Origin of the sequence: Streptomyces chromofuscus (assembly GCF_015160875.1) — a bacterium.
Classification (GTDB): domain Bacteria; phylum Actinomycetota; class Actinomycetes; order Streptomycetales; family Streptomycetaceae; genus Streptomyces; species Streptomyces chromofuscus.
In genome coordinates this window covers 6751435-6777570 of sequence record NZ_CP063374.1, presented here as the reverse complement: position 1 = coordinate 6777570, position 26136 = coordinate 6751435, and the positions used below count along the sequence as shown (strand labels likewise).

Sequence of the window (26136 nt, the reverse complement as noted above, 5' to 3'; positions counted from 1 at the left end):
TCGACGACGCCTCGGTCGCACCGGCTCACCGCAGGGCCGGCGCGTCCAGGGTCAGGGTGCCCGCGTCCGCGTCGAGTTCGCCCGCGACTCCGAACGGAATCGTCAGCGCCCCCTCACAGTGGCCGAACCCGAACTCCTCCACGACCGGCACCCCGAGCCCGCCCAGCCGCTCGGCGAGCAGGGCGCGCACCCGGTCGTAGGGACCGCACCGCTCCCACGACCCGAGCAGCACCCCGCGCACCCCGTCGAGCACGCCCGCGCGCAGGAGCTGGGTGAGGCAGCGGTCCAGCCGGTACGTCTCCTCCCCCACGTCCTCCAGGCAGAGCAGTCCGCCCTGTGCGCCGGCCCGGGCGTGCGGGGTGCCCAGTTCGGCGGCGAGCAGGCTCAGACAGCCGCCGAGGAGGACGCCCCGCGCCCGACCGGGAACCAGCGCGGCACCGCCGGAGGCGATCGTGCGGACCGTCTCCGGCGCGAACAGCGTGGCCTTCAGGTGCTCCTGGGCCCGCGCGTTCTTGATGAAGTCGACCCCGGCCGCCATCGGCCCGTGCAGGGTGACCAGGCCGAGCCGGGTGGCGAAGGCCTCGTGCAGGGCGGTGACGTCACTGAAGCCGACCAGCACCTTCGGTCCAGCCGCCCGCAGCGCCTCCCAGTCGAGCAGGTCCACCATCCGCTGCGCCCCGTACCCGCCACGGGCGCACAGCACGGCGGCCACCGACGGGTCGCACCAGGCGTCCTGGAAGTCGGCGGCCCGGTCGGCGTCCGTGCCCGCCAGGTAGGGGAACTCGCCGTGCCGGTCCAGCACATGGGGTGCCACCACCGGGTCGAGGTCCCAGCCGCGCAGCACGTCGAGCCCGTTCTGCAGCCGTTCCTCGGGCACCGGACCGCTCGGCGCGACGACGGCCACCCGCGCCCCGGGGGCCAGCCGGGGCGGTCGTACCAGCTCTCTCACTTGGTCAGCTCCAGCGTCGGCACCCCGGGCGGATTGAGCCCGAACACCTGGGCGTACAGGGAGAGTTCCGCCTCCAGCGCACGGATCATGGTGTCCGCCCGCCGGAACCCGTGCCCCTCGCCCTCGAACGCGATGTACGCGTGCGGCACGCGCCGCCCCTCCATCCGGTCGAGGAACCGCTCGCACTGGGAGGGCGGGCAGATCACGTCGTCCAGGCCCTGGAGCAGCAGGAACGGCGCGGTGATCCGGTCGGCGTGCTCGGCGGGCGAGCGCTGCGCGTACCGCCCGGGCACCTCGGCGAGCGGTCCGACCAGGCTCTCCAGGTACTGCGACTCGAAGTCGTGGGTCTCCCCCGTCGCCCAGCCGGTGAGGTCGAGGATCGGGTAGATGATCGTGCCGCAGGCGTACACGTCGGTCATGGTGAGCGACGCGGCCGTGGTCCAGCCGCCCGCGCTGCCGCCGCGCACCGCGAGCCGGCCGGGGTCGGCGGTGCCCTCCTCGGCGAGGGCCAGCGCGACGGCCGCGCAGTCCTCGACGTCGACGACGCCCCACTGTTCGCGCAGCCGCTCCCGGTACTCCCGTCCGTAGCCGGTCGAGCCGCCGTAGTTGACCTCGGCGACCCCGATGCCGCGCGAGGTGAAGTAGGCGATCTGGAGGTCCAACACGAGCGGGGCGCGGCTGGTGGGCCCGCCGTGCGCCCAGACGACGTACGGCGGCAGCTCGGCGCCGGGCGGGGTGCAGCCGGGGTGGTGCGGCGGGTAGACGTGCGCGTGGATCTCGCGTCCGGCGGGTCCGGTGAAGGTGCGGATCTGCGGTTCGGGATAGTACGCCGGGTCCACCACGTCGTCGTGCTCGGCGCCGATCACCCGGGCCCGGCCGGTGCGGGCGTCCAGTTCGACGACCTCGTAGGCGCTGCGCGGGCTGGCGCCGACGGCGACGACCCGCTCGCCGTGCACCGCGAGGGCGGGTGCGAACTCGGTCCAGGGGCCGGCCGCGTCGACGACCTCGCCGGTCTCCGGGTCGAGTATGCCCAGGGCGGTGGCGCCGCGGCCGTGCACGACGGCGACGAGTCCGCTGTCCAGCGGCGCGAACCAGCGGTGGCCGATGCGCCACAGCGGCCCGCCGAACTCCTCCTCGCGCGGGCACAGCGGTTCGCCGTCGCGGTAGAGGTTCCACCAGCCGGTGCGGTCGCTGACGTACAGCAGGGCGCCGCCGGCGTCGAACTCCGCCTGCGCTACGGCTTCCTCGGGGCCGCCGGCGACCGTGCGGGGCGCGGTCAGCGTGCCGTCGTCCGTCACGTCGGCGAGCACCAGTTCCGTACCGTCCCACGGCATGCGCGGGTGGTCCCAGGCGAGCCACGCCGCGCGCCGCCCGTCGGGCGAGAGACGGGGGCCGGTGACGAAACGGTGCCGCTCACCGGCGAGTTCGCGTACGGCGGCCCGGTCCTCGGCGGCGGAGCCGTCCAGCGGCACGGCCGCCAGGACGCGCCGCACGTCGGTGGGTCCGTCGCCGGTGAACTCCTCCAGCACGCACCACACCTCGCCGCGCTCCACGCGCAGCTGCGGATCGACCCACCGCAGCCCGCCGCCCACCGGCGACACGGGGGTCAGCGGACGCGGCTCGCCGCCCTCCTCGTACCGGTACAGCCGCTGGTCGGCGAAGTGCACGAACACCACCACGGGGCGCCCGTCGACGAGGGTGCCGGCCCAGGGCTGTCCGCCGTACTCGATGACCCGGCTGCGCACGTTCCACGGCGCGGGCAGCACGGACTCCTCCGTGCCGTCGGCGTGCCGCCGCACCAGCGTGCGCCGGCCGCCCTCGGTGGGCCGTGGCTCGGTCCACCACGCCTCGTCGCCGACGAAGCCCACGAACTCCGGGTGCCCGTCGTGCGCGGCGGCGAGCTCCGCAGCGATGGGCGACGGCCAGGAACCGTACGGCAGGGTGTGCACGTTCTCCCCCATGTGGTCAGGCGTCCCGCAGGAAACGGTCGAGGACGCGGACGCCGAAGTGCAGTGCCTCGACGGGCACCCGCTCGTCGACGCCGTGGAAGAGGGCCTGGTAGTCGAGGCCCTCGGGCAGCTTCAGCGGCGCGAATCCGTAGCCGGTGATCCCGAGCCGGGAGAACTGCTTGGCGTCGGTGCCGCCCGACATGCAGTACGGCACGACGTGCCCCTCGGGCGCGAACTCCTCGACGGCCGCCCGCATCCTGGCGTACGTCGGCGAGTCCAGCGGCGCCTGCAGCGCCACCTCGCGGTGCTCGAACTCCCAGTCCACGTCCGGCCCGGTGAGGAGGTCGAGGGTGTCCCGGAACTCCTCCTCGCCGCCCGGCAGGTAGCGCCCGTCGACGTGGGCCACGGCCTCGCCCGGGATGACGTTGATCTTGTAACCGGCGTCCAGCATGGTCGGGTTGGCGCTGTTGCGGACGGTGGCCTCGACGAGCTTGGCGGCCGGGCCCAGCTTCTCCAGCAGCCGGTCGACGTCGCTCAGGTCGGTGTCGATGCCGTACAGCGCGGCGAGTTCGGTGAGCGCCGCCCGTACGGTCGGGGTGAGCCTGAGCGGCCACTCGTGCGCGCCGATCCGCGCGACGGCGGCGGCCAGTCGGGTCACCGCGTTCTCCCGGTTGACCTTGGAGCCGTGCCCGGCGCGACCGCGCGCGGTGAGCCTCAGCCAGCCCGTGCCGCGCTCCCCGGCCGCGATCGGGTAGATCTCCCGGCCCGCGCCGTCGTGGAAGGTGAACGCCCCGGACTCGCTGATGCCTTCCGTGCACCCCTCGAACAGCGCGGCGTGCCGGTCGGCGAGGAAGCCGGAGCCGTCCTCGGCGCTGGCCTCCTCGTCCGCGGTGAACGCGATGACGAGGTCCCGCCGGGGCCGTACGCCCTCGCGGGCCCAGGACCGTACGACGGCCAGGATCATCGCGTCCATGTTCTTCATGTCGACCGCGCCCCGGCCCCAGACGACACCGTCGCGGACCTCTCCGGAGAACGGGTGCACGCTCCAGTCGGCGGCCTCGGCGGGCACGACGTCCAAGTGGCCGTGGACGAGCAGGGCATCGGCTCCCGGATCCGTGCCCTCGATGCGGGCGACCACGTTGGTCCGTCCCTTGGTGCGCTCCAGGAGCGTGGGCTCCAGGCCCGCCTCGGCCAGCCGCTCGGCCGCGTACTCGGCGGCCGGCCGCTCCTGGCAGTCGCCGCCGCCCCGGTTGGTGGTGTCGATGCGGATGAGGCCGGAGGTGAACTCCACGACCTCGTCGAGCGCGCGCTGGTCAGCCATACTGCTCCTCCACGGCAGCCGAGACGACGGTGGTGACCGCCTTGAAGGTGCGGATCCCCTCGTACATGGTCGCGCAGGTGTACGCCACCTTCCGCTCCCCGGTCCGTTCGACGCCCGGCACCACGGTCGCCGCCATGGCGAGATGCTCGGCGTCGAACTCGACCGCGACGGTGTACGGGCCGGACGCGACCGGCTCGTGGCGCACCGCCAGCGCCGCCGCCTCCTTGGCGGCGGCGCGGATGTCGGCTGCGGTCCTGGCCGGCGTCCGGCACACGGCGGCGTACCGCGACACATGGTCCTTGACGGCGACCTTCAGCGCCTCGGGCGCGTACCCGAGCGCGTCCTCGCACGCCACGTCGTCGCCCGTCACCAGCACCACGGGCACCCCGTACTCGGCGACGACGTGCGCGTTCAGCAGCCCTTCGCTGGCCCGTACGCCGTTCAGCCACACGCCGGTGATGGAGTTGGCCAGGTACGTGTGCGCGAGGACGCCCTCCGCGCCCGCACCCGCGTGGTAGCCGACGAACGCGATGCCGTCCACGTCGCCGTGCTGCACGCCCTCGACCATCGACAGCGACTTGTGCCGCCCGGTGAGCATCTGCACCCGCTCGTCCAGGTGCTCCAGCAGCAGGTTGCGCATCGTCCAGTGCGCCTCGTTGACGAGCACCTCGTCGGCGCCGCCGTCGTAGAAGCCGAGCGCGGCGGCGTTCACGTCCGAGGTGAACATGGACCTGCAGCGCTCCCACTGGGCTGTCCCGGGCAGCACGTCGGCCGGCCAGGTGACGCCGGTGGCGCCCTCCATGTCGGCGCTGATGAGGATCTTCATGGTGCGTCACGTTACGCGTTGATCCGACGGGCGGCCAGGACAGGGTGCCGTTCACCGGCCGCTCGGCCGGTGCCGGTGTCGGGACGCACCGTCACGGTGACGCGCCGGGGACGGGCGGTGGCCCGCTTCGGACCTCCGCCGCCGCGCCCCTCGCGCACCCGGGCCGGCCCGCCGCCGGCCTGTGGCGTCGTGCGGGCCCCGTCACCCGGTGCGGCCCGCCACCAGCCACTTCGACGGCAGCTCGATCCGGGCGCCGTCGGGCCCGTACTCGGTCGTGGTCAGCGGCAGGTCCCCGCTCGCGAGCACGGTGAGCCCGGCCGCGGTCAGGAACTCGGGCACCGCTGCGTCGGCCACCTCGCCGGGCGCGATGCCGTGCCGGAAGACCGGGGCGAGCTTGGCGGGCGGCCCGTCCTGGCTCTGTGCCAGGCCGCGCAGGACGAGCCCGGCGGCCTCGGCGAGCTCGACGAGGAAGACCCGGCCGCGCCCCCCGGCCAGCGTCGCCATCCCGTCGACCAGCGGCTGCCGGTCGGCGGGCTCGCACTGGTGCAGGACGCCGCGCATGTACACGTTGGCGTCGCCGAGCTCCGCGTGCAGCGCCTGCGCCTCGGTCTTGTCGGCGGCGTCCAGCACGCGGTACGCCGCCTGTCCCGCCGGGTCCGCCTGCCCGGCGTGGTCGACGGCCGCCGCGGACAGGTCGACGCCGAGCACGCGCGGGAAGCGGCCCGCGAGGAAGCGGGTCTGGGTGCCGTTGCCGCAGCCCAGGTCGACCATGGGCAGACCGGGGTCGGTCAGGTGCGGTTCGAACAGGGCCACATGCCGTCCCGCGGTCAGCGCGGGCTCGGCGTCCCAGAACACCGAGCCCTGCTCGCCGGGCGCCTCGCGCCAGAACCCCTCCCAGGCCTCCCGGTACCGACTCGTCACGCTCATGGCCAACTCCCCAGGTCCGACGCCGCTTCCCGCCGTGGGTGACGGGCGAGTACGGTCTATCGCGCCCGGGGCGCGGCCACAAGGACACGGCGCGTACACGGCGTACACCTTCACGGCCCGTTCGACCGGCGTACGCCCCCGGCGGACGAATCAGCGGCGCGGCAGCGTGAGTTCGAACCAGACGGTCTTGCCCGCTCCCCTGCGGCTGGCACCCCACTCGCGCGCGAGGGTGCTGACGACCCGCAGTCCGCGCCCGGTCTCGTCGCCGGGCCCGGCGCTGAGCAGCGTCGGCAGGTCGTGTTCGTCGTCGTCCACCTCGCACAGCAGTGTGTCGCCGCGCACCAGGCGCAGCTCGACCGGCCCGCGGTAGGAGTGCCGTACGGCGTTGGTGACCAGCTCGCTGACCATCAGCTCGGCGTTGTCCGCGAGCTTCGGCAGGCCCCACGCGTGCAGCTGCTCACGGACCACCGCGCGCGCCCGGCCCACCTCGGCCGGGTCCGCGGCGAACCGCCACTCGGCGACGTCGTCGGGCTCGATGCCGCCCAGGCGGGCCATCAGCAGGGCGACGTCGTCCTTGCGGCCGCCGCGGGTGTTGAGGGCGCGGATGATCGTGTCGCAGGCGTCGTCCATGGACGCGGCGGGGTGCGCGGCCGACTCGCACAGCGTGGCCAGTCCGACACCGATGTCCTCGCCGCGCATCTCGACCAGCCCGTCGGTGCACATCACGAGCCGGTCACCGGGCTCCACGCGCACGCGTACCGCCTCGAACGGGACCCCGCCGACGCCGATGGGCGCCCCGGTGGGCAGGTCGAGCAGTTCGCTGCGCCCGTCGGCGGCGCGCACCAGCACGGGCGGGATGTGACCGGCGTTGGCGAGGTGCAGCTCGCTCGCGATCGGGTCGTACACGGCGTACAGGCAGGTCGCGAGGTAGCCGTCGCCGAGCCGCTGGGCGAGGTCGTCGAGGTTGCGCAGCAGCTGGGCGGGCGGCAGGTCGAGGGCGGCCATGGTCTGCACGGCCGTGCGCAGTTGGCCCATCATGGCCGCCGAGTTCAGGCCGTGGCCCATGACGTCGCCGACGACGAACGCGGTGCGCGCGCCGGGCAGCTTGACGGAGTCGAACCAGTCGCCGCCGACGCGTCCCAGCATGGTGCCGGGCAGGTAGCGGGTGGCGATGTCGCAGCCCGCCATGCGCGGCGGGATGTGCGGCAGCATGCTGTCCTGGAGGGTCTCGGCGACGCTCTCCTGGAAGGTGTACATGCGCGCGTTGTCCAGCACGAGGCCCGCGCGGGCGGCGAGTTCGGCGCCGGTGACCTTGTCCATGTCGTTGAACTCGGCGCGCTCCGGATGCCGCAGCAGGATCATGAAGCCGAGCACCACATGACGCGCCTTCAGCGGGACGACGAGCATGCTGCGGCCCGTGATCAGCGGCCGGATGTCGCGCTTTTCGAACTGCGAGGCGATGGCGTGGCCCATCTGCTCGCTGATCCGGGGCACGAGGACGGGCTCGCCGGTGGTCATGCACTGGAAGAACGGCGTGTGCGCCGGGAACGGCATGGCCTCGCCGACCGGGACCACGTCGTCCCAGCGGCCGGGTTCGTCGGTGTGCTCGAGGGCCACCCGGTGCCACATGGTGGTCGTGTCCGGCACTCCGTCCGGGAAGCCCTCGCCGGCCACGACCTGCTCGCGCAGATAGGTGCCGGCGACGTCGGTGAAGCGCGGTACGACCGCCTTGCTGACCTCGACGATCGTCCGTGCCAGATCGAGCGAGGTGCCGATCCTCCCGCTGACCTCGTTGAGGAACTCCAGGCGCTCCCGCACGGCCACGTACTCGAGGTCCTCGGCCTCGTCCCGCAGTTCCTCCGGCACGGGCTCACCGTTGGCCACGGCCCGGACGAGCCGGGCGCGCCGCGCCTTGCGCTCGGCACGCCGGGGCACGCCCCAGTCCGGGGTGACCGGCACACGGTCGTTCTGACTGAACTCCAGGATCGGGTAGCCGAGTTCGAGGACCTGCCCGACGATGCGGGCGCTCTCCTCGACGCTCATGCTGGGCAGGATCTCGGGGAGCCTGCGGGCCAGTTCGTCGGCGCCGGGGAAGTCGGTGTGCAGGGCGAAGGCGGGCGCGATCCGCTCGACGGCGGCGTCCTCGTCCGTCTCGTGCGGGCGCAGCGCGGCCGCGTCGGCGGCGAGTACCAGCAGCCGCTCCGCGCCGGGTCCCACCAGCGGATACGCCCACCACAGGACGTCGACCCGGCCGCCGTCGGGCACCGTGACGCGGGCGCTGCCCGCGGCCGGGTAGGACAGCCCGCCGTCGAGCGAGACCCCCAGGTCCGGGCCGGGACCGTCGTGCGCCCCGTAAGGCCCGTACGGGGACTGCTCCTGCTCCGCGGGCAGTGCGCCGGAGACGGGCAGCAGGTCGCCGGCCGGGCGGCCGATCGCGGACTCCCTGGCGGTGCCGAACAGCCGCCGCGCGCCGGTGCTCCAGTGGGAGACCAGGCCCTCGCGGTCCACCACGACCACGGCCAGCGGGACACGTCCCGTCGGCACGGTGCTCCCGGCCAGGTGGCTGGGAGGTGCTCCCCGGTCGGTGCCACGGTCCATGGCCCAGGCCCTCTCTCCCCACGGCTGTGCAAGATCTGTGCCCCCGGGTCACCACCGTACGGCTCCGCCCGTGCGTGGTGGGCGGCAATACGGGAATTGATGTCCCGGGGCGCGCGGGCGCACGATCGCGCGCCCCCCGGGCTGCTCAGTCCTCGTGCCCCAGCTGGAGGTCCCGCTCCGTGCGCCCCCCGCCGGCCACCTGGAGCACGGTGGCCACGGGCGGATACCCGGCCGCGATGACCGTGTACTCGCCGGAGGACAGGTCGACGAACCGGAAGGTGCCGTCGGGTCCGGTGGTGAGCGTGTCGACGACGTTGCCCGCCGCGTCGAGCAGGGTCACGCGCGCGTCCTCCACGGGCCGTCCGCCGCTCGCCCGGACGGTGCCGCGCAGCACGGCGCCGCCGGCGAGTTCGACGTCCTGCCGGGTCTCGCGGGCGGCCTGGACGCTGACCGGGAGGGCGGTGGGGCGGAACGCGGGCGCGCCGGCGGCGAGGGTGTACTCACCGGCGACCAGGTCGGTGATGACGTAGCCGCCCTCGCGTCCGCTGCGGGTGCTGGCGACGACCTCGCCGTGCACGTTGGTGAGGGTGACCGTGGCGTCCCGCACGGGTGCGCCGTCGGCGGTGACCACGGCCCCCGCGAGGCGTCCGGCCCCGCCGAGGACGACGTCGAGCTCGACGGGGCGTTCGCCGACGGTCACGGAGACGGCCTGGGGCTGGTGACCGCCCGCCGCCGCGATCAGCACGTAGGAGCCGGAGCCCGGCGTGGCCAGCGCGTAGCGGCCGTCCTCGCCGCTGGCGCCCCGCCCGATCTGCTGTCCGGCGACGTCGATGAGGGTGAGCGCCGCGCGCGGGACGACGGTCCCGTCGGGGTGCTGGACCGTGCCGCAGACGGCGATTCCGGCGGCGTGCGGCGAACGGGCCTGCGGGATCGTTGCGTTGACCGTCCGGATGTCCGTCTCGGGGGTGTGGTGGGTCACCAGGGGTTTCTCCTTGAGGAAGAACGCGAGGACCAGGCCGACGACGAGCACGGGCACGAGGTACAGGAAGATCCTCGGCATGGCGTCGGCGTAGGCCTGGATGTAGCCGTCGCGCAGTGCCGGGGGCAGGGCGTGGACGGCTTGCGGGGTGATGGACTCGGCATCGGGCAGGGCGGCGCCCGCGCGCGCGGGCAGCCGGTCGGCGAGGGCGTCGGTGAGCCGGTCGGCGAACAGGGTGCCGAAGACGGCGGCGCCGACGCTGCCGCCGATCTGCCGGAAGTAGTTGTTGGCGCTGGTGGCGGTGCCCAGGTCGGCGGGGCGCACGGAGTTCTGCACGGCGAGGATCAGCACCGGCATCACCATGCCGATCCCGGTGCCGAGGACGGCCATCCAGACGCTGTAGTGCAGCCGGGGCGTGTCGGCCTCGAGCCGGGAGAGCAGCCACATGCCGAGGACGGACAGGGCGCTGCCGAGGATCGGGTGGGCCTTGTAGCGGCCGGTGGCGCTGATGAGCTGTCCGCAGACGATCGACGCGCCGACGATGCCGCCCATCATCGGCAGCATCAGCAGCCCCGACTCGGTGGCGCTGGCGCCGTCCACCATTTGCAGGAACGTCGGCAGGTAGCTGGCGGCGCCGAACAGCGCGACGCCCACCACCAGGCCCACCAGAGAGGTGATGTTGAAGACCGAGTCGCGGAACAGCCGCAGCGGGATGAGGGGTTCGGCGGCGATGTGCTCGGCGACCAGGAAGAGCACGGTGGCGGTCACGGCGCCGGCCGTCAGCCCGAGGATGACGCGGGAGCCCCAGGCGTACTCGGTGCCTCCCCAACTGGTCAGCAGCACCAGGCAGGTGGAGGCCGCGGTGAGCAGCAGGGCGCCGAGGACGTCGAAGCGGGGCTTGGCCGTGGGCTTGGGCAGGGTGAGGGCGACGGCGACGACGGCCATGGTGACCAGGCCGAAGGGCACGTTGATGTAGAAGCACCAGCGCCAGGAGAGGTGGTCGGTGAAGTAACCGCCGAGCAGCGGTCCGGCGACGGAGGCGAGACCGAAGGCGGCGCCGATCAGCCCCATGAACTTGCCGCGCTGCCGCGGCGGCACGACGTCCGCGATGATCGCCTGCACGCCGATCATGAGGCCGCCCGCGCCGACGCCCTGCACCGCGCGGAAGGCGATCAGCTGGTCCATGGTCTGCGCGCGGCCCGCGAGGGCGGAGCCGATCACGAAGACGACGATGGCGAACTGGAAGACGCCCTTGCGGCCGAGCAGATCGCCCAGCTTGCCGTAGATCGGCAGTCCGACGGTGGCGGTGAGCAGGTAGGCGGTGATCGCCCAGGACATCTTGTCCAGGCCGTGCAGCTCGCCGACGATCTTCGGCAGCGCGGTGGCGACGATCATCTGCTCCAGGGCGGCCAGGAGCAGGGCCAGCATCAGGGCGAAGAAGACCAACCGCACGCGGCGCGGGCCGAGTTCGACGGCCTGGGCGGGCGGTGGCGCCGGCAGCTGCGGGGGCGCCGCCGCGACCGGTTCGTCCTTCACCAGAGTGGTCCCGCCCACGTGCCGCTCCCCTCGTCGCGCTGCTGCACAATTCCCGCGTAAAAGCGACAACTACCAACAAGCGCGACGAGTTACGGCATCATGCCTTCCGGCGCGGAGATCACCCGAAACGGTGAGAGGCCAACGGCCTTTGGCCACCGGCCTCTTGGGTCACTTCTCCACTTCGGCGGCGAGCCTGGCGAGGACCACGTCGTAGATCCGGCCGAGCCCCTTGGGCGCGAAGGTCCTCTCGAAGAAGCCGCCGATGCCGCCGGCGCCGGACCAGGTGGTGGTCACCACGACGCGGGACCTGCCCTCGCCGGCCGGGGTGACCCGCCAGGTGGTGACCATGGAGGAGTTGCGGTCCTTCTCGACCAGCTCGCCGTCGGTCGGCTCGCTGACCTCCAGGAGGCAGTCACGGACGCGCTTGCTGGTGGCCTGGAGCTTCCAGTGGACGAGGGTGCCCTCACCGTCGCCGCCCTCGCGCACCTCGTACTCGCTGAAGTGCTCGGGCAGCAGCTTCGCGCGCGTGCCGCTGTAGTCGGCGAGGGTGTCGAACACCTTCTCCGCGTCCGCCGCGACGACCCGTTCCGTTGTGGCCTCGACCTGCGCCATGGAGTTCCTCCAGCACCTGAGTTCTCGGGGTTGGGGCAAGCCAACCACCCCGCCGACCGGCCCCCCAAATCGGGGGCCGGATGTGATCGATCGGGTTTCGCCGCGCGATCGGACGTGAACGGTCACACGATCATGGGAACACCTGTTCTATTGTGGGGGCAGTGCTACCGAGGAGGCGTCATGCGCTGGGAGAACCTGACCCCGGGATCCGGCGACAGCCCGGCCGACCCCGCGCTGTTCGGCGCGGACGCGGTGATCACCCGCATCTTCGACACCCCCGAGTTCGCCGGCATCACGTTCCACGAGGTGCGGACCCGCTCGATCATCAACCGGGTGCCGGGGCCTCCCGCATGCCCTTCGAGTGGACGGTGAACCCCTACCGGGGCTGCACGCACGCGACTATTACTCGGGGAGGTTCGATGCCCAGCTCACCGCGCGCAGACAGGGCCTGGAAAGCCATGGCTGCGTCGATCCCAGCTGAGGAGCACCCGGGCGGGGGACCCGCTCCGAGGGAGGCGGGGAAGGCAGCCTACGCCGCCCTCCTACAGGGCGAGGGCGCACCGCGCCCCGCTTCCGCCGGTGCAGTTCCATGGCTCTTGCTGCGCGATCAGACCAGGCATCGCGCAGCCACATAGTGAGCTCCCGCCGCGTCGCGGGCCCGCAAGCCCGCGGCGCGGCGGGCCCTGAGGCCGTTCACGAGAACGGCGGACACAGAAGACCGCCCTGCCGGAAGCTTGCGGACTTCCAGCAGGGCGGACGCCTCGCATTTTCACCCGGCGAGGCAAAGAATCTTCCGCCGGCGTCCAGACGACTGCGCCTTGCCCTACGCGCGAGGCACTACGCACACCCGCGCGCCCTCGCCGCCACTGAGATACCGAGCATCTTCGTCGTGGTCTTGTGGGTTGACGCCATCACGACTACCTGGGCAAAGGGAAATCTCTGGGCTCCACTGAAACCCTTCACTGAAGCGCCCGTAGACGGATGGGAAGCGATCCGGAGCGGACACTTCGACACGGCTTCGGAGACAGTGGTCGCCTCTACCGTGGTCCCGTTCATCGGACTGGCCGTCTTCCTGACCCTTTGGGTCGCACCCCTCGGGCCGGCCTTCGCAACCGCGGCCGGCCGCGGCTTGCCCCTCTCCAAGTCGACACCTACGGCAAGGCGGTTCCGGTCCGTCAGCGCGGCTACGAACGCAGTCTCCGCATGCGCTCGCGCGAAGAAGGCAAACTGGCAGAAGCGGCCAAGGGAGCTCCGTGGCCTGGCAAGCGCGTTGACCGGCGTAGAGGACGAAGTAATGCGACTTCACCGTTCAAGCGTGCATCTGCCTCCGATCTCACAGGCGACAGCAACTCAAGGGGCGCGCCGCGCTCGTCGTGGCGGCACTGCGGTGCGCACAGTCCCGGGTGGACAGCGAAGGAAACCAGGCTCTCGCACCTCCAGCCGACCAGCTCGTCACGCTCGGCGAGCGTGTTGCCGAAGGGCGGATCGGTGCACTGCTGGACGATCGGCACTTCGATCCGGACCTGACACCAGCCCGGGACCTGGAGCCAGTCCGCCTTGCGGCCGCGGCCACACTCGTGGCTGGGTCTGCTCATGACGCCTGATTCGCCGTGGAGTAGTGCTGGCTGGCACTTCAAGTGCCCTGGGTGCACTATGAAAAGTAGGTCTTTCGAGGATGCAAGCCGCCTAGGGTTGCAACGAATCGGGGCCTCAATACCGGGGTGGACTTGTCTGCCTGATCTCGTGCAGGCGCCACCCACTGTTCACCGGCACTGCCGTGTAGCCACTGGCGACTCCGCTTGTGGCACACGAGCGAGGTGGTGCACATGAAGCGTTGCACTAGGCGCCAGTCACCTCGTGCATGGCGGCGCCCTCGCAGGCTCAGCCTGTGTGAACGACGTATCGAGGTGGGCTCCGACGCCGTGATCACACCGGTCACAACCTGAAACGAGGCTCGGCATGCGATTCGGACGTTTCGTAGCGACTGCCGCCCTGTTGGCTCCCATTCCCTTTGCGGGCATGACGGAGCCCGCTTCAGCAGCTGTACAGCACATCATCGTTGTCCAAGGCAAGATCGGGGCACGTGACGGGGTTGATGTCTGGGGGGGTAGCTCCGTCCGGAATGAAAGTCCGATCCGGGAAACATTCGCTCTCACACACAACGACCGATCGTGGAGAAAGACCTTCAAAGTGTGTGCAGGCGATGAAGCCAGAGCCGTTCTGTCTGTGCGGGCATTTCTGCGTGACGACGAACAGGTGTCTGTGCGACCCAACGTGTGGCTGTATGAAGGCCATGACTGCGAAAGCAGTGATCTCGATGCGAACGTCTGGCCCCAGTCCCAAGCGATGCCCGGAGGCCGAGGCAGCCGCTCATGGGAGATATGGCTGCCATCTGATGAAGACCTTGGTGCGTGGGGGGATGCGGCCTTCGCAACGGTTACGTTCACCCATGCCCTTTTCCCGTGAGGGCTTGCGATACACCGCAGGCAGCATGGGCGACTCCATCGACTTGCGCATTCACATGGGGTTCTACGCCCTTAAGAGGGTCATCACCTGTAGCCACCCTCTTAGTACTCCAGCAGAACTTTGACGTTTTCCCTGTTCAGGTGCGGTCTGGGTGAGTGTAGAGGGCTGAGTTCCGGCCTGTGTTCTCTTTCCCGGGCCGCCCCTCGATCGTGTGCAGCCGCCGCAGATCGTGACAGCGGCGGGCGACAGCTTGGCGTCGTCTGCGCCAGTGCGACCATCTCAGTGCCCGTGCACTGATGAAGGGCTGGTGAACGGCGAGGCTCGAGTCGCCAGTTGCCAGGAGCCGCCGAACTTCTGCCACGGTGAGGGGCGCAAGGCAGGAACCGTTTCTGCTGCCCCTTTTACCGCGGCGTCGGTGGCCATGACGGCCAGGAAGGCGTGCGCCAGCATGGCCAGGGTGATGTGCCGCATCCAGCCGGTGTAGCGGCGGACCTCGTACTGGTCGAGTCCGCATTCGTTCTTCGCGGCCTGGAAGGCTTCCTCGGTGGCCCAGCGCGTCCCGGCGACGCGGACCAGGTGCTCGACCGCGGTGCCGAGCGGTGCGTCACAGAGGGGAGCCGTACGGAAACAAGCCGTCGCTTCCGGCGGTGTGTCCCGTTGACCTGGTACGGCGTTTCCGGAAGGGGAACACGGCCAACTCGCCGTGCGGTTTGAGGTCTTGCTGCCGCATCTGGACGAACGGCAACGGCGTCTGCTGCTGGGGGCCGAGGCGAGGCTGCTGGGGCATGGCGGTGTCCGGACCGTCGCGCGGGCCACGCGGGTGAGCGAGACGACGGTCCGCAGGGGTGTTTTCGAGCTGGAGGTGGGTGAGGCTCGGCCGCCTGTGGGACGGATGCGGAGACCGGGCGGTGGACGCAAGCGTGCGGAGGAGGTTGATCCGGCCCTGCTGCCTGCGTTGATGGCGCTGGTCGAGCCCGATGAGCGGGGCGATCCGATGTCACCGCTGCGGTGGACGACCAAGTCGCTGCGGAATCTCGCCGACGAGCTGACGCGTCAAGGCCATCCGGTCTCCGCGATGACGGTGGGTCGGCTACTGGAGGACAACGGCTTCAGCCTCCAGGCCCAGGCCAAGGCCCTGGAGGGCGAGCAACACCCCAATCGTGACGCCCAGTTCCACTACCTCAATGAGCAGGTCAAATGGCATCAGGCCGAGGGGGATCCTGTCATCAGCGTGGACACGAAGAAGAAGAAAATGATCGGGCAGCTGCCGAACCCCGGCCGTCAGTGGCGGCCGAAGGGTGACCCGATCCGGGTCGATGACCACAGCTTCTTCTCCGGGCCAACACATCACGATGAACTGGCGAGGGCGTCCGTTGACCAGCCATGACGTCGTCGTCAACGCCATTGCCGCGACCCGGACCCGCAGCGGACTGCGTGTTGAAGCTCAACTTGACACCCGCCGCTACCCCCTGGGCATCTCGATCAGCAAGGCTCAGCTGAAGATCTTGCCGATCGAGTACCACGACACGCACGGCTCCTGGAACTACACCGTCCGGCCTGACGGCCACCTCAACGACGCGCCTGCGCAGGTCACAGACCATGACCCAGCCCGCCAACGGGTGCTCGATCTGCCGGCCGAGCCTGCCCTGACCAGGATGAGCCGCGAGGAGACGGCAGCCCTGGCCGCGGAGCTCGCACCCGAGCTGGGCTCCCTGCGTGAGGAACGCCTGCACCGCAAGCGAGGCGGCCACCGCCGCCACGGTGCCGGAGACAACAAGCGTCCGGTCCTCACTCCCGCAGACCGGGTCCTGCTGAGCGTGATCTACCTCCGCCACGTGTGCTCGCAGAACGTCCTGGCTGAGATGTTGGGCTTGTGCCAGCGCGCCATCAACAACGAAGCGGAGCACCGACTCCGTCGGCGGCCCGTAGAGGAAAGATCGAGGTCAGCCAGGCGTGCTTGACCCGAAGGTTTGATGACGGTCGGTTCCCATCAGGCGTAGTATCCGGCCTCGGCGACATGAAGCATCCGGGAGGACCACTTCGCCGGCAGGTATTTGCGGGCCCTCAGGCGGGTGGCCTCGAACCGCCTTTTTAGGAACTTCACCTCACCCACCGGTTTCGGCAGCACGGCCGGTAGGCAGCCAATGTGGCCTCCAGCTCGGCGGCCCGCAAGCGCATTCAGCACCTCCGTCACGCGACGGCCGGGCCACCAGTCCACCCAACTTCCTGAACGAGTCGGAGGGGTCCGTCAGCAAGCTGCCGGACCCCTATGAAGGATCGAGGTTAGGCGTACTTGACGACGGCGCGGAACCGCAACTGCCCGTTGATGAGGCGGTTGTATGCCTCGCCGACCTCCTCCTTCGGGAAGACCTCAATCATGGGCTTGACATCCCCGCGTGCAACGATCTCCAGGGCTTCAGCCAGATACTCCGGCCCGTTGTGGGCAGATCCGATGATTTCGAAGCTCTGCCCGGTCACGGCAAGGGCAGGGATCGGGAAGGTGTCCTCAGCCGAGATGCCCATGAGGATGATCTTTGCCCATGGACGGAGTCCCTGCATCGCATCAATGGCAGGGTCGTGAGTCGGGGCAGTGTGGAGCAGCACATCCGCGCCACCTGCCTCTCGAAGCTCGGCGCCGTTCGCTACCACATCATCCGCACCCAGCTCCCTTGCCAGATCGTGCTTGTCGGGAGAGTGCGTTACCGCGATAACGTGACATCCTGCGGCTTTGGCGAACTGGATTCCGAGATGTCCGACGCCGCCGATCCCGACGACAGCCACCCGTGCACCTGGCTTGGCATTCGCACGACGAAGGGCTGCCCACACGGTGTAGCCCGCACAGACGGTGGGCGCCGCCAGCTCATACGACAACCCCTCGGGCAACAGGACCGTGCCCTCCTCGTCCGCCACAACATACTCGGCCTGGCCACCGTCAACATTCACACCTGTCAGCACAGGCGCGGCACAGTTATTCGCGGTGACGAAGCTGTTCACATGCCGTTCCCGGCAGAAGTCACACCGACCGCACGCTCTCTGGGTGATGGGGAGTCCCACCCTGTCCCCGATCTTGCGTGACGTCACACCGTCACCTACGGCGACGACCTCGCCGACGCCTTCGTGCCCGAGCACCATGGGAAACTCGCGCATCTTGAGCGTTCCCTGAGCCAGCAGTGCGTCGGTGTAGCACACGCCACAGGCATGGATCTTGACGAGGACCTGGTGAGCGCCGGCTTCCGGCTTCGGGACATCTTGCAGCACCCAAGGGGCGTTAACCTCGCTGACGACAGCAGCCTTCATCGTTGCCATTTCCCGGCTCCTTCGCAATTTCCGAGTGGGGGGTGCTTATTGCGATGGCCCTTGTTTCTGAGACCTGTATTTACTGAAGGTCACCCCACAGGCCTCAGATTCAGTTGCACATGCGTCACTACAAGGTTTAGCACGTGCAAGTACGAGCCAACCTGAGAAACGCTGGAGACAAGTCAGATGCAGCAAGCCTCACGCCGACACGGATGTTCCATTTCCTGGCACCCTCGCTCCATCTCGGCGAGAACCCGCCTCAGAGCGCCCTCTCGACGGAGAGAGGCTCCCGAAAATTCGACTCACTTGGCCCAATTGGGGCCGCTGGCGATCATCCCAAGCCGAGAGGGCTCCCAGAATCGACAATCGTTTCCAAATGGATCTTGACTGAAAACCTGACTGTTCCGCATGCCGTTTACCCTGATGTATTAACCTCGATCTTTCTTGATGGTCCGCTGACGGAGTCGGCGGACCATCTTGTTGCGGGTGGCGGAGGCTGGGCAGGCTGAGGGCCCGAGTGTCGTCTCGGGGGCGCCGGGTTCCACTGCTCCGGGTGGTGAGGTGCTGTAGTAGGGACGGGGAATTTGCTGGTCAGCCGGGGTTCGGCAGGAGTGCGAGCCGTTCGAGAGCGGCGGTGAGGTGGCTGGTCCAGGGCCAGTGCCCGGCCAGGCGGAGGATCCGCCGGCGGCCGGTGGTCACGAGCTGTCCGGCCGCGGTGAACAGGCAAAGCCGTAGTCGGCGGGGCTCCCAGAGGCGGGCCTTGCCGGTCAGGGCGAGCATCGGCATCCAGGCCAGCAGCTCGAGAGCGATCTGCACGATCTCCAGCCAGATCCGGTTCTGGGCCGTGCGGTGGAGGGGCAGGTTGCGCAGGCCGGTGGCCCGGGCGGCGCGGATGCGGTCCTCGGCCCGGGCCCGCAGCCGGTGACGGAGCTCGAGGGCGGCGATCGGCCGGCCCGAGGTGTTGGTGGCGAAACAGGTCAGCCGCATGCCGTCGGCATCCGTGAGCCGCAACTGGGCTCCAGGATGCGGTCGTTCCTTCCTGACGATCAGCCGCATGCCCTCCGGCCAGCCGTCCAGGACGTCGCCGGTGAGTTCAGCGACCCAGGCGCCGTCGCGGATCTCGCCGTCCGCCTCGACGGCTGCCGTCCAGGCCGATGCCGGAACCTTCAGCACATGCTGGTGGATCGCCTCGGTGATCACCATGCCGACCGAGTAGGACAGCCACCGTCCCCGCTGGGCGAGCCAGGCGACGAAGTCGTGGGTGCCGCCCGCGGAGTCGGTGCGGATCAGGGTCCGACGTCCGCGCCGGTACTTCTTCGGCAGCTGGGCCAAGGCCAGTTGGGTGGCGGTGATGTGGTCGGTGGCCGTGTTCGAGCCCGCGTTGCCCGGTCTGAGCAGGGCCGTGACCGGTTCACCGGTGCCGCCTGGTCCGTGGTCGACGAACCCCATCAGCGGGTGGTGCCCGTAGGTCCGCTTCCACGTGGGTGCGGCGTCCTCCTTGTCCGAGTGCGCGATCACCAGCACCCCGTCGAGGTCGACGGTCACCGTGCCGCCCGCATCAGGCGCTTCCCGGCCGGCCAACCACCAGACACGTTGCCGGACTTCGGCCCGCGCGGCCCGGATAGCCCGCAGGGCCTTCTCTCCGGAGGCTGCGAGGGTGTCGATGAGGCGGGAGACCGTCGGGTCGGAGGCCACCGGCCCGAACACTGCCGGCTCGGCCCGCAGCATGGCGACATCCGCGAGGCAGTCCCCGCCCAGCGCAATCGCCAGGGCCACGTCCAGCAGGATCTTGCCCGGATCGTGCACCGCACGAGCCTTCCGCCACGGCGTCAGCGCCGCTGATATCGCGGTGTCCAAGCCGGCCTTGCGGACGGTCTCGACCAGCAGCACGCCCCCTGCCTGGGAGACCACCTGGCGGCCGCCGCCCTCGATGCGGACACGCGGGTAGGACCCGATACGCTTCTTCACCTGGAGAGTGCTTCTTTCAGTGCAGCCGACAGGACCCTAGACAAGTCCCATCGTTGCAGGTCAGGAGCACTCTCCGCTTATTTGATCAAACCTCGGACACCCCACCTCGTGAAAGCGCGAGGTTAAGGCTTGCAGGGAATCAAGGTGTTGCTTCCCGTCCTGGGGCTCGTTGGCGTGGTATGCGTGTCGGGCCGTGGCGCAGGCCGCTGTGGTCAGCGAGACGACGTCCGCAAGGGCGTGTTCGAACTGGAGGCCGGTGAGGGGCCCCTGGGGCGGGTGCGGCGTCCGGGCGGGGGCCGCAAGCGGGTCGCCGTGCTCGCGCTGGTCGGCGGCGGGTGTCCATGGTGAAGATCGTCTGCCCTGTCGGCTGAGGCGGTTCTCGGGTTCCGCTGCGCTCGTCCCCGGGACCACTCCTACGATCCGTGACCGGGACGGGTACGCGGTGAGATCGCGGGAGGGTGCAGGGTATGGGAGACCTGGAGCGGATCATCGCTCGCCGGAGCGAACTAGTGCCGCATCAGGCAACTTGATCTCCCGGCGCTCGGGGAGGGTGAACGTCTTGGGCCGGCCGCCCTTGTACTGGGCCACCGTGCGGGCCATCGCGGCCTCCCGGGCCACCTCGGTCACGCCGCTGGTGCTGCATCTGCGTCCGGGCGCGCGCGAGTGGTTCATGGCCTGGGCTCGGCCGTGAGCACCCACACCTGGTGGGCCGCTACGAGCGGCTGTACGCCGACGGCGCCTACGCCCCGAAGTGGTACCAGCGCCGGATCACCCGTCAGGTGCACGATCTGGCCGAGGAGTACGGAATCGGCCCCACGCGCGCCGGGACGCACCGCCGGATCCGGGAGCCGGAGCCGGCCCCGACGCCTCCGGCCATGACCGAGCCGACCCAGCTTTCACTCATCTGAGACCGTTCTCCGCTTTCGCTCGTCCGTCGCTCGTTGAGACCGTTCTCCGCCTTCACGTGCCTTGAGATCGTTCGAGCGCAACTCTCGATCCAATCGGGTCAAGTATCGGCGGAAGACGTTCTCGCACGTGCCCTGCCCGGGACGATGCGGCGAGGGCCGCGGGACGCGCGGCCCCGCGCCACCCTCCGTCCTGGGAGGACCCATGAAGAAACGCGCAGCCGCGCTCTGCGGCGCCGCCGTCGTGGTGGCCGGGACGTTCACGGCCGTCCCCGCCCGGGCGAGCGCCCCGCACGCCGCCCCGCACGACGCCCCGCTCACCTGGAAGAAGTGCGGCACCACCGACTACCCCACGCTCCAGTGCGCGTCCCTGAAGGTCCCGCTCGACCACGCGGACCCCGGCGGGCGCAGCATCACTCTCGCCCTGTCCCGCGTCCCGCACACCGCGAAGAAGTACCAGGGGCCCCTGCTGGTCAACCCCGGCGGGCCCGGCGGCAGCGGTCTGACCCTCGCCGGATACGTCGCCTCCTCGCTGCCCCGGGCGGTGGCGGCCCAGTACGACGTCATCGGCTTCGACCCGCGGGGCGTCGGCGCGAGCGAGCCGGCGCTGAACTGCGCTCCCGGCCACTTCAGGCCCGTACGCCCCGGCTCCGTGCCGGCCGCCCCGGCCGCCGAGCGGGCCCACCTCACGCGCGCGAGGTCCTTCGCCGACGCCTGCGGCAAGAAGTACGCGCGCGTGCTGCCGTACATCGACACGCGCAGCACCGCCCGGGACCTGGACCGGATCCGGCGCGCCCTCGGCGCGCCGCGGATCAGCTACTTCGGCTACTCGTACGGCACCTACCTCGGCGCGGTGTACGCCGGGCTGTACCCGGACCGGGTGCGGCGCATGGTCCTCGACTCGGTCGTCGACCCCACCGGCGTCTGGTACGACAACAACCTCACCCAGGACATGGCGTTCGACGACCGGCACCGGGCCTTCATGGCGTGGGTCGCGCGGCACGACGCCAGGTACCGGCTCGGCACGGACCCGGAGCGGGTCGAGGACAGGTGGTACGCGATGCGGGCGGCGCTGGCCGAGAAGCCCGCCGACGGCACGGTGGGCGCGGCCGAGCTGGAGGACACGTTCCTGCCCGGCGGCTACTACAACGGCTACTGGCCCCACCTCGCCGAGGCGTTCGCCGCGTACGTCAACGCCGAGGACCCCGACCCGCTGGTCGAGGCGTACGAGACCTTCGGCGCGGTCGACGCCGCCGGGGAGAACGGCTACAGCGTCTACACCGCGGTGCAGTGCAGGGACACGAACTGGCCGCGCGACTGGCGGCAGTGGCGCAAGGACAACTGGGCGGTGCACGCGCGGGCACCGTTCATGACCTGGAACAACGCCTGGTACAACGCACCGTGCGCGTTCTGGCCGACGCCCTCCCTGCGTCCGGTGAACGTGGCCAACGACCGGCTGCCGCCGGTCCTGCTGTTCCAGGCGACGCACGACGCGGCCACCCCGTACCGGGGCGGCGCGGCGGTCCACCGGCTGCTGCGCGGCTCCCGCCTGGTGGTCGAGGAGAACGGCGGCAACCACGGCATCACGCTGAGCGGGAACACCTGTCTCGACCGGCACCTGGCGGCCTACCTGACCGACGGCACCGTGCCACGCGGTCGCGACGGGGCCGACGCGGTGTGCGCGGCGCAGCCCGACCCCCGGCCACTGACGGCGAAGGCCGCCGGTCAGTCGCGGGGTTCGACGCTGCACGGGCTGCTGGGCTTCCGCGGCTGAGGCACGGTGACGGCCCGTCGGGGGCGTCGTCGCACCCATGGTCCACCATGGACGCATGAGTGAGCCGACGAGGATTACCGCCCCCGACGGGGTCGCAGCCGCCACCCAGTACGCGCACGTGGTCATGGGCACCGGCCGTTTCGTCGCCGTCGCCGGGCAGCTCCCGCTCGACGAGCGCGGCGAACTGGTCGGTGCCGGCGACCCGGCCGCCCAGGCCCGTCAGGTCTTCGAGAACCTGCGCCGCTGTCTGGCCGCGGCTGGGGGTACCTCCCACGCCCTTTGTGGCAGTGGGGGAGCCACGTTCGACGACGTCGTCAAACTCACCTACTTCGTCACGGACATGGCGCACATGTCCGCGGTTCGCGCCGCCCGCGCCGAGCGCATACCGGACGACCGCCTCCCGGCTGCGTCGGCCGTGCAGGTCGCCGGGCTGGTGCGGCCCGAGTACCTGATGGAGATCGAGGCTCACCCACTGCCCAAGGGCGTGGGGGCACCCCCAGCGGTGGTGGCCGCGTGAGCGGGCCGCACGTCCGGGAGCTGACCCTGGCCGACTGCGAGCGGGTGGCCGAGATCCGCGTCGGCGGCTGGCGGACCGCGTACCGGGGCCTGATGCCGCAGTCCTACCTGGACGCGCTCAGCGTCGCGGAGGACGCCGCACGCCGCCGGGCCCGCTTCGGGCAGGGGGACGGCAGTGTGGTGAACCTGGTCGCCGAGCTCGACGGCGAGGTCGTCGGCTGGGCCTGCCACGGCCCCTACCGGCACGACGAAGGCCTCACGTCCGACGCCGAGTTGTACGCGATCTACGTGGCTCCCGGCCGGTACGGCGAGGGCATCGGGCAGGCGCTGCTGGAGGAGTCGGTGCGCCGCTGCCGAGCCGCGGGCCGCCCGCGCATGCTCCTGTGGGTCCTCCGGGACAACACCTCCGCCCGCCGCTTCTACGAACGGGCGGGCTTCACCGCGGACGGAACGCAGGAGCCGTTCGAGGTGGACGGGGTGGCGGTCCCGGAGGTGCGGTACGCACGGGACCTGACGACCACGGCCGGCGGCGCACCGGAGCGGGTGGACACCGCCATGCGCAAGCCGGCTCACACCGACCCGCGGGAGTCTGCGGACACCCGATGAGGCAGGGCGCCGCGGTCCCCCGGGGCGCTCACCCCGGTCGCGGGCCGGCAATGCGGTGCAGTGCCGCCACCGCGGCCTCCGCCAGGGCCGGGTGCGCCAGGGCGTCGGTCAGGACGGGCCTGGCCCGGGCGTCCCCCAGGGCGCCCAGCCCCTCCACGCACGCGAGGGCCACCCGGCGGTACGGGTCGTGCGGGCGCAGCCGGCGTCGCAGGGTGGTGACCAGCGCAGGGACGGACTCGGGGGCCCGCAGCGCGACGAGCAGGCGTACCGGGTGCAGGGCGTAGGCGACGCGCAGTTCGTTGGTGGCGAGGGCCGCGGCCGCGCGGGCGGTGCGCGGGTCGCCGAGTCGGGCGAGGGCGTGGGCGGCGGAGGCGCAGCGCGGTGGATCACGGTGGTTGAGGAGGAGGACGAGGGACTCGAAGGCCCGCCGGTCGCCCGCGAGGCCCAGCCGGAACGCGGCCAGTTCCCTGGCCCACAGCGGCTGCCCCGGCGCGGTGAGCACCGCGGCCAGTTCGTCGTGGTCCCCGCTCGCCGCCAGGCGCTCGAACTCGGCCGAGTCCTCGGACTCCCGCCGTAAGCGCTCCGTGAGTGATCGCAACTCTTCGTCCATGACGCGAGCGTACAAACCGCATCGCCGCAAAGGACCTACATCACAGAGTCAGGGGGCTGGCGCGCTCGTTACCCGCGAGTTAAGCTCATACGAGCGAGTTACCCACTCGCACCCTCCTCGCGACGGCCTGGTGACGCAGCCGCCGCGAGAGCAGTCGGTTCGGTACGTCAGGTACCGCTTCACGACTCGGCCCCGGGACAGGGCCGGTCGGTCGTCCCCGTACCTCGGACGTGTGCACGTCCGCGGCAACGGCAACCGGGCGTGTGCGCCTGCAGCCCGGCATCACCCGCACTCCGCACGCACCCGGTGCGCCCCTCGGCGCACCCGGTCGTGTTCCCAGTCGTCACCCTCATTTCCAGGAGTCCGCGATGGCCACTCCCCTGTCCGACAGCTCTCTGTCCCCGCTCAAGACCATTGCCGTCGTCGGCCTCGGCACCATGGGCACCGGCATCGCCGAAGTCCTGGCCAAGGCCGGCCGCGAGGTCGTCGGCATCGACATCAGCGAGGCCCAGGTGGTGCGCTGCGTCGCCGCCCTGGAGTCCTCCACCGCCCGCGCGGTCGAGCGCGGCCGCCTGACCGAGGAGGAGCGCGCGCAGGCCCTCGCCCGCGTCCGCACCTCCACCGACCTGGGCGCCGCGGCCGACGCGGACCTGGTGATCGAGGTGGCGCCGGAGTCGTACGAGATCAAGCAGCAGATCTTCCGCGAGCTGGACGGCATCGTGCGCCCGGAGACCGTCCTGGCGACCGGCACCAACGCCCTGTCCGTCACGCGCCTGGCCGCCGACTCGGCCCGCCCTGAGCGCGTGCTGGGCCTGCACTTCTTCAACCCGGCCCCGGCGATGCGGCTGGTCGAGGTGGTCTCCTCGGTGCTCACCGCGCCGCAGGCCGTCGCGGCGGTCACCGACCTCGCGATCGAGCTGGGCAAGGAGCCCGTGGCGGTCGGCGACCGGCCCGGTTTCGTCGCCGACGGGCTGCTGTTCGGCTACCTCAACCAGGCCGCCGCGATGTACGAGGCGAAGTACGCCTCCCGCGAGGACATCGACGCCGCGATGCGGCTCGGCTGCGGCCTGCCCATGGGTCCGCTCGCCCTGCTCGACCTGATCGGCATCGACACCGCGCGCACCGTCCTGGACGCCATGTACGCCGCCTCCCGCGACCGGCTGCACGCCCCCGCGCCCATCCTCAAGCAGCTCAGCGAGGCGGGCCTGACCGGGCGCAAGGCGGGCCGCGGCTTCTACACCTACGAGGCTCCGGGCAGCGCCGTCGTCGTGCCGGACGCGCTGACCCCGCGGGACGGCGAGCACCTCACGCCGGGCCGGCCGGTCCGCTCGGTCGGTGTCGCGGGCTCCGGGACCATGGCGTCCGGCATCGCCGAGGTGTTCGCGAAGGCGGGCTACGAGGTGGTCCTCGCCGCCCGCAGCGCGGAGAAGGCGCAGGCGGCCAAGGCCCGCATCGGAAAGTCGCTGTCGCGTTCCGTCGACAAGGGCCGGCTGACCGCGGAGGCGGCGGCGGGCACGCTGGACCGGATCACCCCGGCCGGCTCGTACGACGCCTTCGCCGACGTCGACCTGGCGGTCGAGGCGGTCGCCGAGGACCTGGAGGTCAAGCGGCAGCTGTTCGCGGCCCTGGACAAGGTCTGCAAGCCCGGCGCGGTGCTGGCGACGACCACCTCGTCGCTGCCGGTCGTCGCCTGCGCCCGCGCCACCTCGCGCCCGCGGGACGTCATCGGCATGCACTTCTTCAACCCGGCGCCGGCGATGAAGCTGGTCGAGGTCGTCCGCACGGTGCTCACGGCCGACGACGTCCACTCCACGGTCCGCGAGGTCTGCGTCAAGATCAGGAAGCACGCCGTCGACTGCGGCGACCGGGCCGGGTTCATCGTGAACGCCCTGCTCTTCCCGTATCTGAACAACGCGATCAAGATGGTCCAGGACCACTACGCGTCCCTCGACGACATCGACGCGGCGATGAAGCTGGGCGGCGGCTACCCCATGGGCCCCTTCGAACTGCTGGACGTGGTCGGCCTGGACGTCTCGCTGGCCATCGAGAAGGTCCTGCACCGCGAGTTCCGCGACCCCGGTCTGGCCCCGGCGCCCCTGCTGGAGCACCTGGTGGCCGCGGGCTGCCTCGGCCGCAAGACGGGCCGCGGCTTCCGCGAATATGCCCGCCGCTGACCGGCCCGGCGACTGGTTCAGGCCCGGCGACGAATGGGGCGGGCTGCTGGAGCCGGGCAGCCGCGCCCCGGCCGCCCGGCGCGGCGCTCCCCCGCCCGTCAGGGGCGGGGGAAACCCCGGACC

The 26136-nt window shown here is 71.1% G+C and carries 15 protein-coding genes and 5 pseudogenes; 7 read left to right on the top strand and 13 right to left on the bottom strand.

What is annotated here, in order from left to right; all coding sequences use genetic code 11:
* Positions 1-25: 25 nt before the first annotated feature.
* From IPT68_RS30435 to IPT68_RS30400, 8 genes are all read right to left on the bottom strand, one after another.
* A complete protein-coding gene (locus IPT68_RS30435) occupies positions 26-949 on the bottom strand; it encodes a S66 peptidase family protein (RefSeq protein WP_189698242.1) in 924 nt (307 codons plus the stop codon).
* On the bottom strand, positions 946-2910 hold the full coding sequence (locus IPT68_RS30430; RefSeq protein ID WP_189698243.1) for a S9 family peptidase: 1965 nt from the start codon (positions 2908-2910) through the stop codon (positions 946-948). Before IPT68_RS30430 ends, IPT68_RS30435 begins: the two co-directional genes overlap by 4 nt.
* A 4-nt stretch (positions 2911-2914) precedes the next feature.
* Positions 2915-4219 carry a M20/M25/M40 family metallo-hydrolase gene (locus tag IPT68_RS30425; protein WP_189698244.1) on the bottom strand — a complete coding sequence of 435 codons (1305 nt, stop codon included), beginning with the start codon at positions 4217-4219 and terminating at the stop codon, positions 2915-2917.
* Complete coding sequence (locus IPT68_RS30420) at positions 4212-5045, bottom strand: M55 family metallopeptidase (RefSeq protein WP_189698245.1); 834 nt, start codon at positions 5043-5045, stop codon at positions 4212-4214. Before IPT68_RS30420 ends, IPT68_RS30425 begins: the two co-directional genes overlap by 8 nt.
* 201 nt (positions 5046-5246) lie before the next feature.
* Entirely contained in the window at positions 5247-5972 is a 726-nt protein-coding gene (locus tag IPT68_RS30415; RefSeq protein WP_189698246.1) for a class I SAM-dependent methyltransferase, read from the bottom strand.
* 150 nt (positions 5973-6122) lie between these two features.
* A complete protein-coding gene (locus IPT68_RS30410; RefSeq protein ID WP_189698247.1) occupies positions 6123-8570 on the bottom strand; it encodes an ATP-binding SpoIIE family protein phosphatase in 2448 nt (815 codons plus the stop codon).
* Positions 8571-8715: 145 nt separating this feature from the next.
* A complete protein-coding gene (locus tag IPT68_RS30405) occupies positions 8716-11103 on the bottom strand; it encodes an MFS transporter (RefSeq protein WP_189698248.1) in 2388 nt (795 codons plus the stop codon).
* Between the two features lie 150 nt (positions 11104-11253).
* Positions 11254-11697, bottom strand: a complete 444-nt coding sequence (locus IPT68_RS30400; RefSeq protein ID WP_189698249.1) for an SRPBCC family protein — start codon at positions 11695-11697, stop codon at positions 11254-11256.
* A 180-nt stretch (positions 11698-11877) separates the two neighbouring features.
* On the opposite strand from IPT68_RS30400, the pseudogene IPT68_RS30395 reads away from it, so the two are divergent.
* Positions 11878-12101, top strand: a pseudogene (locus IPT68_RS30395) (Rv2578c family radical SAM protein); the annotation flags it as partial.
* A gap of 2341 nt (positions 12102-14442) precedes the next feature.
* Here IPT68_RS30395 and IPT68_RS30390 read toward each other — a convergent pair.
* Positions 14443-14766 (bottom strand): annotated as a pseudogene (locus tag IPT68_RS30390) (IS701 family transposase); the annotation flags it as partial.
* A 100-nt stretch (positions 14767-14866) separates the two neighbouring features.
* On the opposite strand from IPT68_RS30390, the pseudogene IPT68_RS30385 reads away from it, so the two are divergent.
* A pseudogene (locus tag IPT68_RS30385) lies at positions 14867-15722 on the top strand (ISAzo13 family transposase); the annotation flags it as partial.
* Positions 15723-16446: 724 nt separating this feature from the next.
* Here the strand turns inward: IPT68_RS30385 and IPT68_RS30380 are convergent.
* The 3 genes from IPT68_RS30380 to IPT68_RS30370 all read right to left on the bottom strand — a co-directional run bounded on the left by IPT68_RS30380 (position 16447) and on the right by IPT68_RS30370 (position 20055).
* Positions 16447-17469, bottom strand: a complete 1023-nt coding sequence (locus IPT68_RS30380) for an alcohol dehydrogenase catalytic domain-containing protein (RefSeq protein ID WP_228040038.1) — start codon at positions 17467-17469, stop codon at positions 16447-16449.
* 582 nt (positions 17470-18051) lie between these two features.
* Positions 18052-19428, bottom strand: a complete 1377-nt coding sequence (locus IPT68_RS30375; protein ID WP_189702455.1) for an IS1380 family transposase — start codon at positions 19426-19428, stop codon at positions 18052-18054.
* Positions 19429-19914: 486 nt separating this feature from the next.
* On the bottom strand, positions 19915-20055 hold the full coding sequence (locus IPT68_RS30370; protein ID WP_194074127.1) for a hypothetical protein: 141 nt from the start codon (positions 20053-20055) through the stop codon (positions 19915-19917).
* Here IPT68_RS30370 and IPT68_RS30365 point away from each other — a divergent pair.
* The 4 genes and pseudogenes from IPT68_RS30365 to IPT68_RS30350 form a co-directional block, all read left to right on the top strand.
* Positions 20012-20336, top strand: a pseudogene (locus IPT68_RS30365) (Rv2578c family radical SAM protein); the annotation flags it as partial. The gene IPT68_RS30370 and the pseudogene IPT68_RS30365 sit on opposite strands and share 44 nt — an antisense overlap.
* A gap of 202 nt (positions 20337-20538) precedes the next feature.
* Entirely contained in the window at positions 20539-22107 is a 1569-nt protein-coding gene (locus IPT68_RS30360) for an alpha/beta hydrolase (protein ID WP_189699794.1), read from the top strand.
* A 55-nt stretch (positions 22108-22162) separates the two neighbouring features.
* Positions 22163-22624: a RidA family protein gene (locus IPT68_RS30355; protein WP_189699795.1), complete on the top strand. Its 462-nt coding sequence runs from the start codon at positions 22163-22165 to the stop codon at positions 22622-22624.
* Positions 22621-23136, top strand: a pseudogene (locus IPT68_RS30350) (N-acetyltransferase family protein); the annotation flags it as partial. The gene IPT68_RS30355 and the pseudogene IPT68_RS30350, both read left to right, overlap by 4 nt.
* A 121-nt stretch (positions 23137-23257) precedes the next feature.
* On the opposite strand, the gene IPT68_RS30345 reads toward IPT68_RS30350, so the two are convergent.
* A complete protein-coding gene (locus IPT68_RS30345) occupies positions 23258-23839 on the bottom strand; it encodes an adenylosuccinate lyase (RefSeq protein WP_189699797.1) in 582 nt (193 codons plus the stop codon).
* A 368-nt stretch (positions 23840-24207) separates the two neighbouring features.
* On the opposite strand from IPT68_RS30345, the gene IPT68_RS30340 reads away from it, so the two are divergent.
* Positions 24208-26013: a 3-hydroxyacyl-CoA dehydrogenase family protein gene (locus IPT68_RS30340; protein WP_189699798.1), complete on the top strand. Its 1806-nt coding sequence runs from the start codon at positions 24208-24210 to the stop codon at positions 26011-26013.
* Positions 26014-26136 lie beyond the last annotated feature (123 nt).

Excerpts from the sequence above, each read along its gene's own strand:
- IPT68_RS30345 (WP_189699797.1), bottom strand. The coding sequence starts at position 23,839 with ATGGACGAAGAGTTGCGATCACTCACGGAGCGCTTACGGCGGGAGTCC.
- IPT68_RS30420 (WP_189698245.1), bottom strand. The coding sequence starts at position 5,045 with ATGAAGATCCTCATCAGCGCCGACATGGAGGGCGCCACCGGCGTCACC.
- IPT68_RS30430 (WP_189698243.1), bottom strand. The coding sequence starts at position 2,910 with ATGGGGGAGAACGTGCACACCCTGCCGTACGGTTCCTGGCCGTCGCCC.
- IPT68_RS30340 (WP_189699798.1), top strand. The coding sequence starts at position 24,208 with ATGGCCACTCCCCTGTCCGACAGCTCTCTGTCCCCGCTCAAGACCATT.
- IPT68_RS30400 (WP_189698249.1), bottom strand. The coding sequence starts at position 11,697 with ATGGCGCAGGTCGAGGCCACAACGGAACGGGTCGTCGCGGCGGACGCG.
- IPT68_RS30415 (WP_189698246.1), bottom strand. The coding sequence starts at position 5,972 with ATGAGCGTGACGAGTCGGTACCGGGAGGCCTGGGAGGGGTTCTGGCGC.
- IPT68_RS30380 (WP_228040038.1), bottom strand. The coding sequence starts at position 17,469 with ATGGCAACGATGAAGGCTGCTGTCGTCAGCGAGGTTAACGCCCCTTGG.
- IPT68_RS30410 (WP_189698247.1), bottom strand. The coding sequence starts at position 8,570 with ATGGACCGTGGCACCGACCGGGGAGCACCTCCCAGCCACCTGGCCGGG.
- IPT68_RS30360 (WP_189699794.1), top strand. The coding sequence starts at position 20,539 with ATGAAGAAACGCGCAGCCGCGCTCTGCGGCGCCGCCGTCGTGGTGGCC.
- IPT68_RS30355 (WP_189699795.1), top strand. The coding sequence starts at position 22,163 with ATGAGTGAGCCGACGAGGATTACCGCCCCCGACGGGGTCGCAGCCGCC.
- IPT68_RS30425 (WP_189698244.1), bottom strand. The coding sequence starts at position 4,219 with ATGGCTGACCAGCGCGCGCTCGACGAGGTCGTGGAGTTCACCTCCGGC.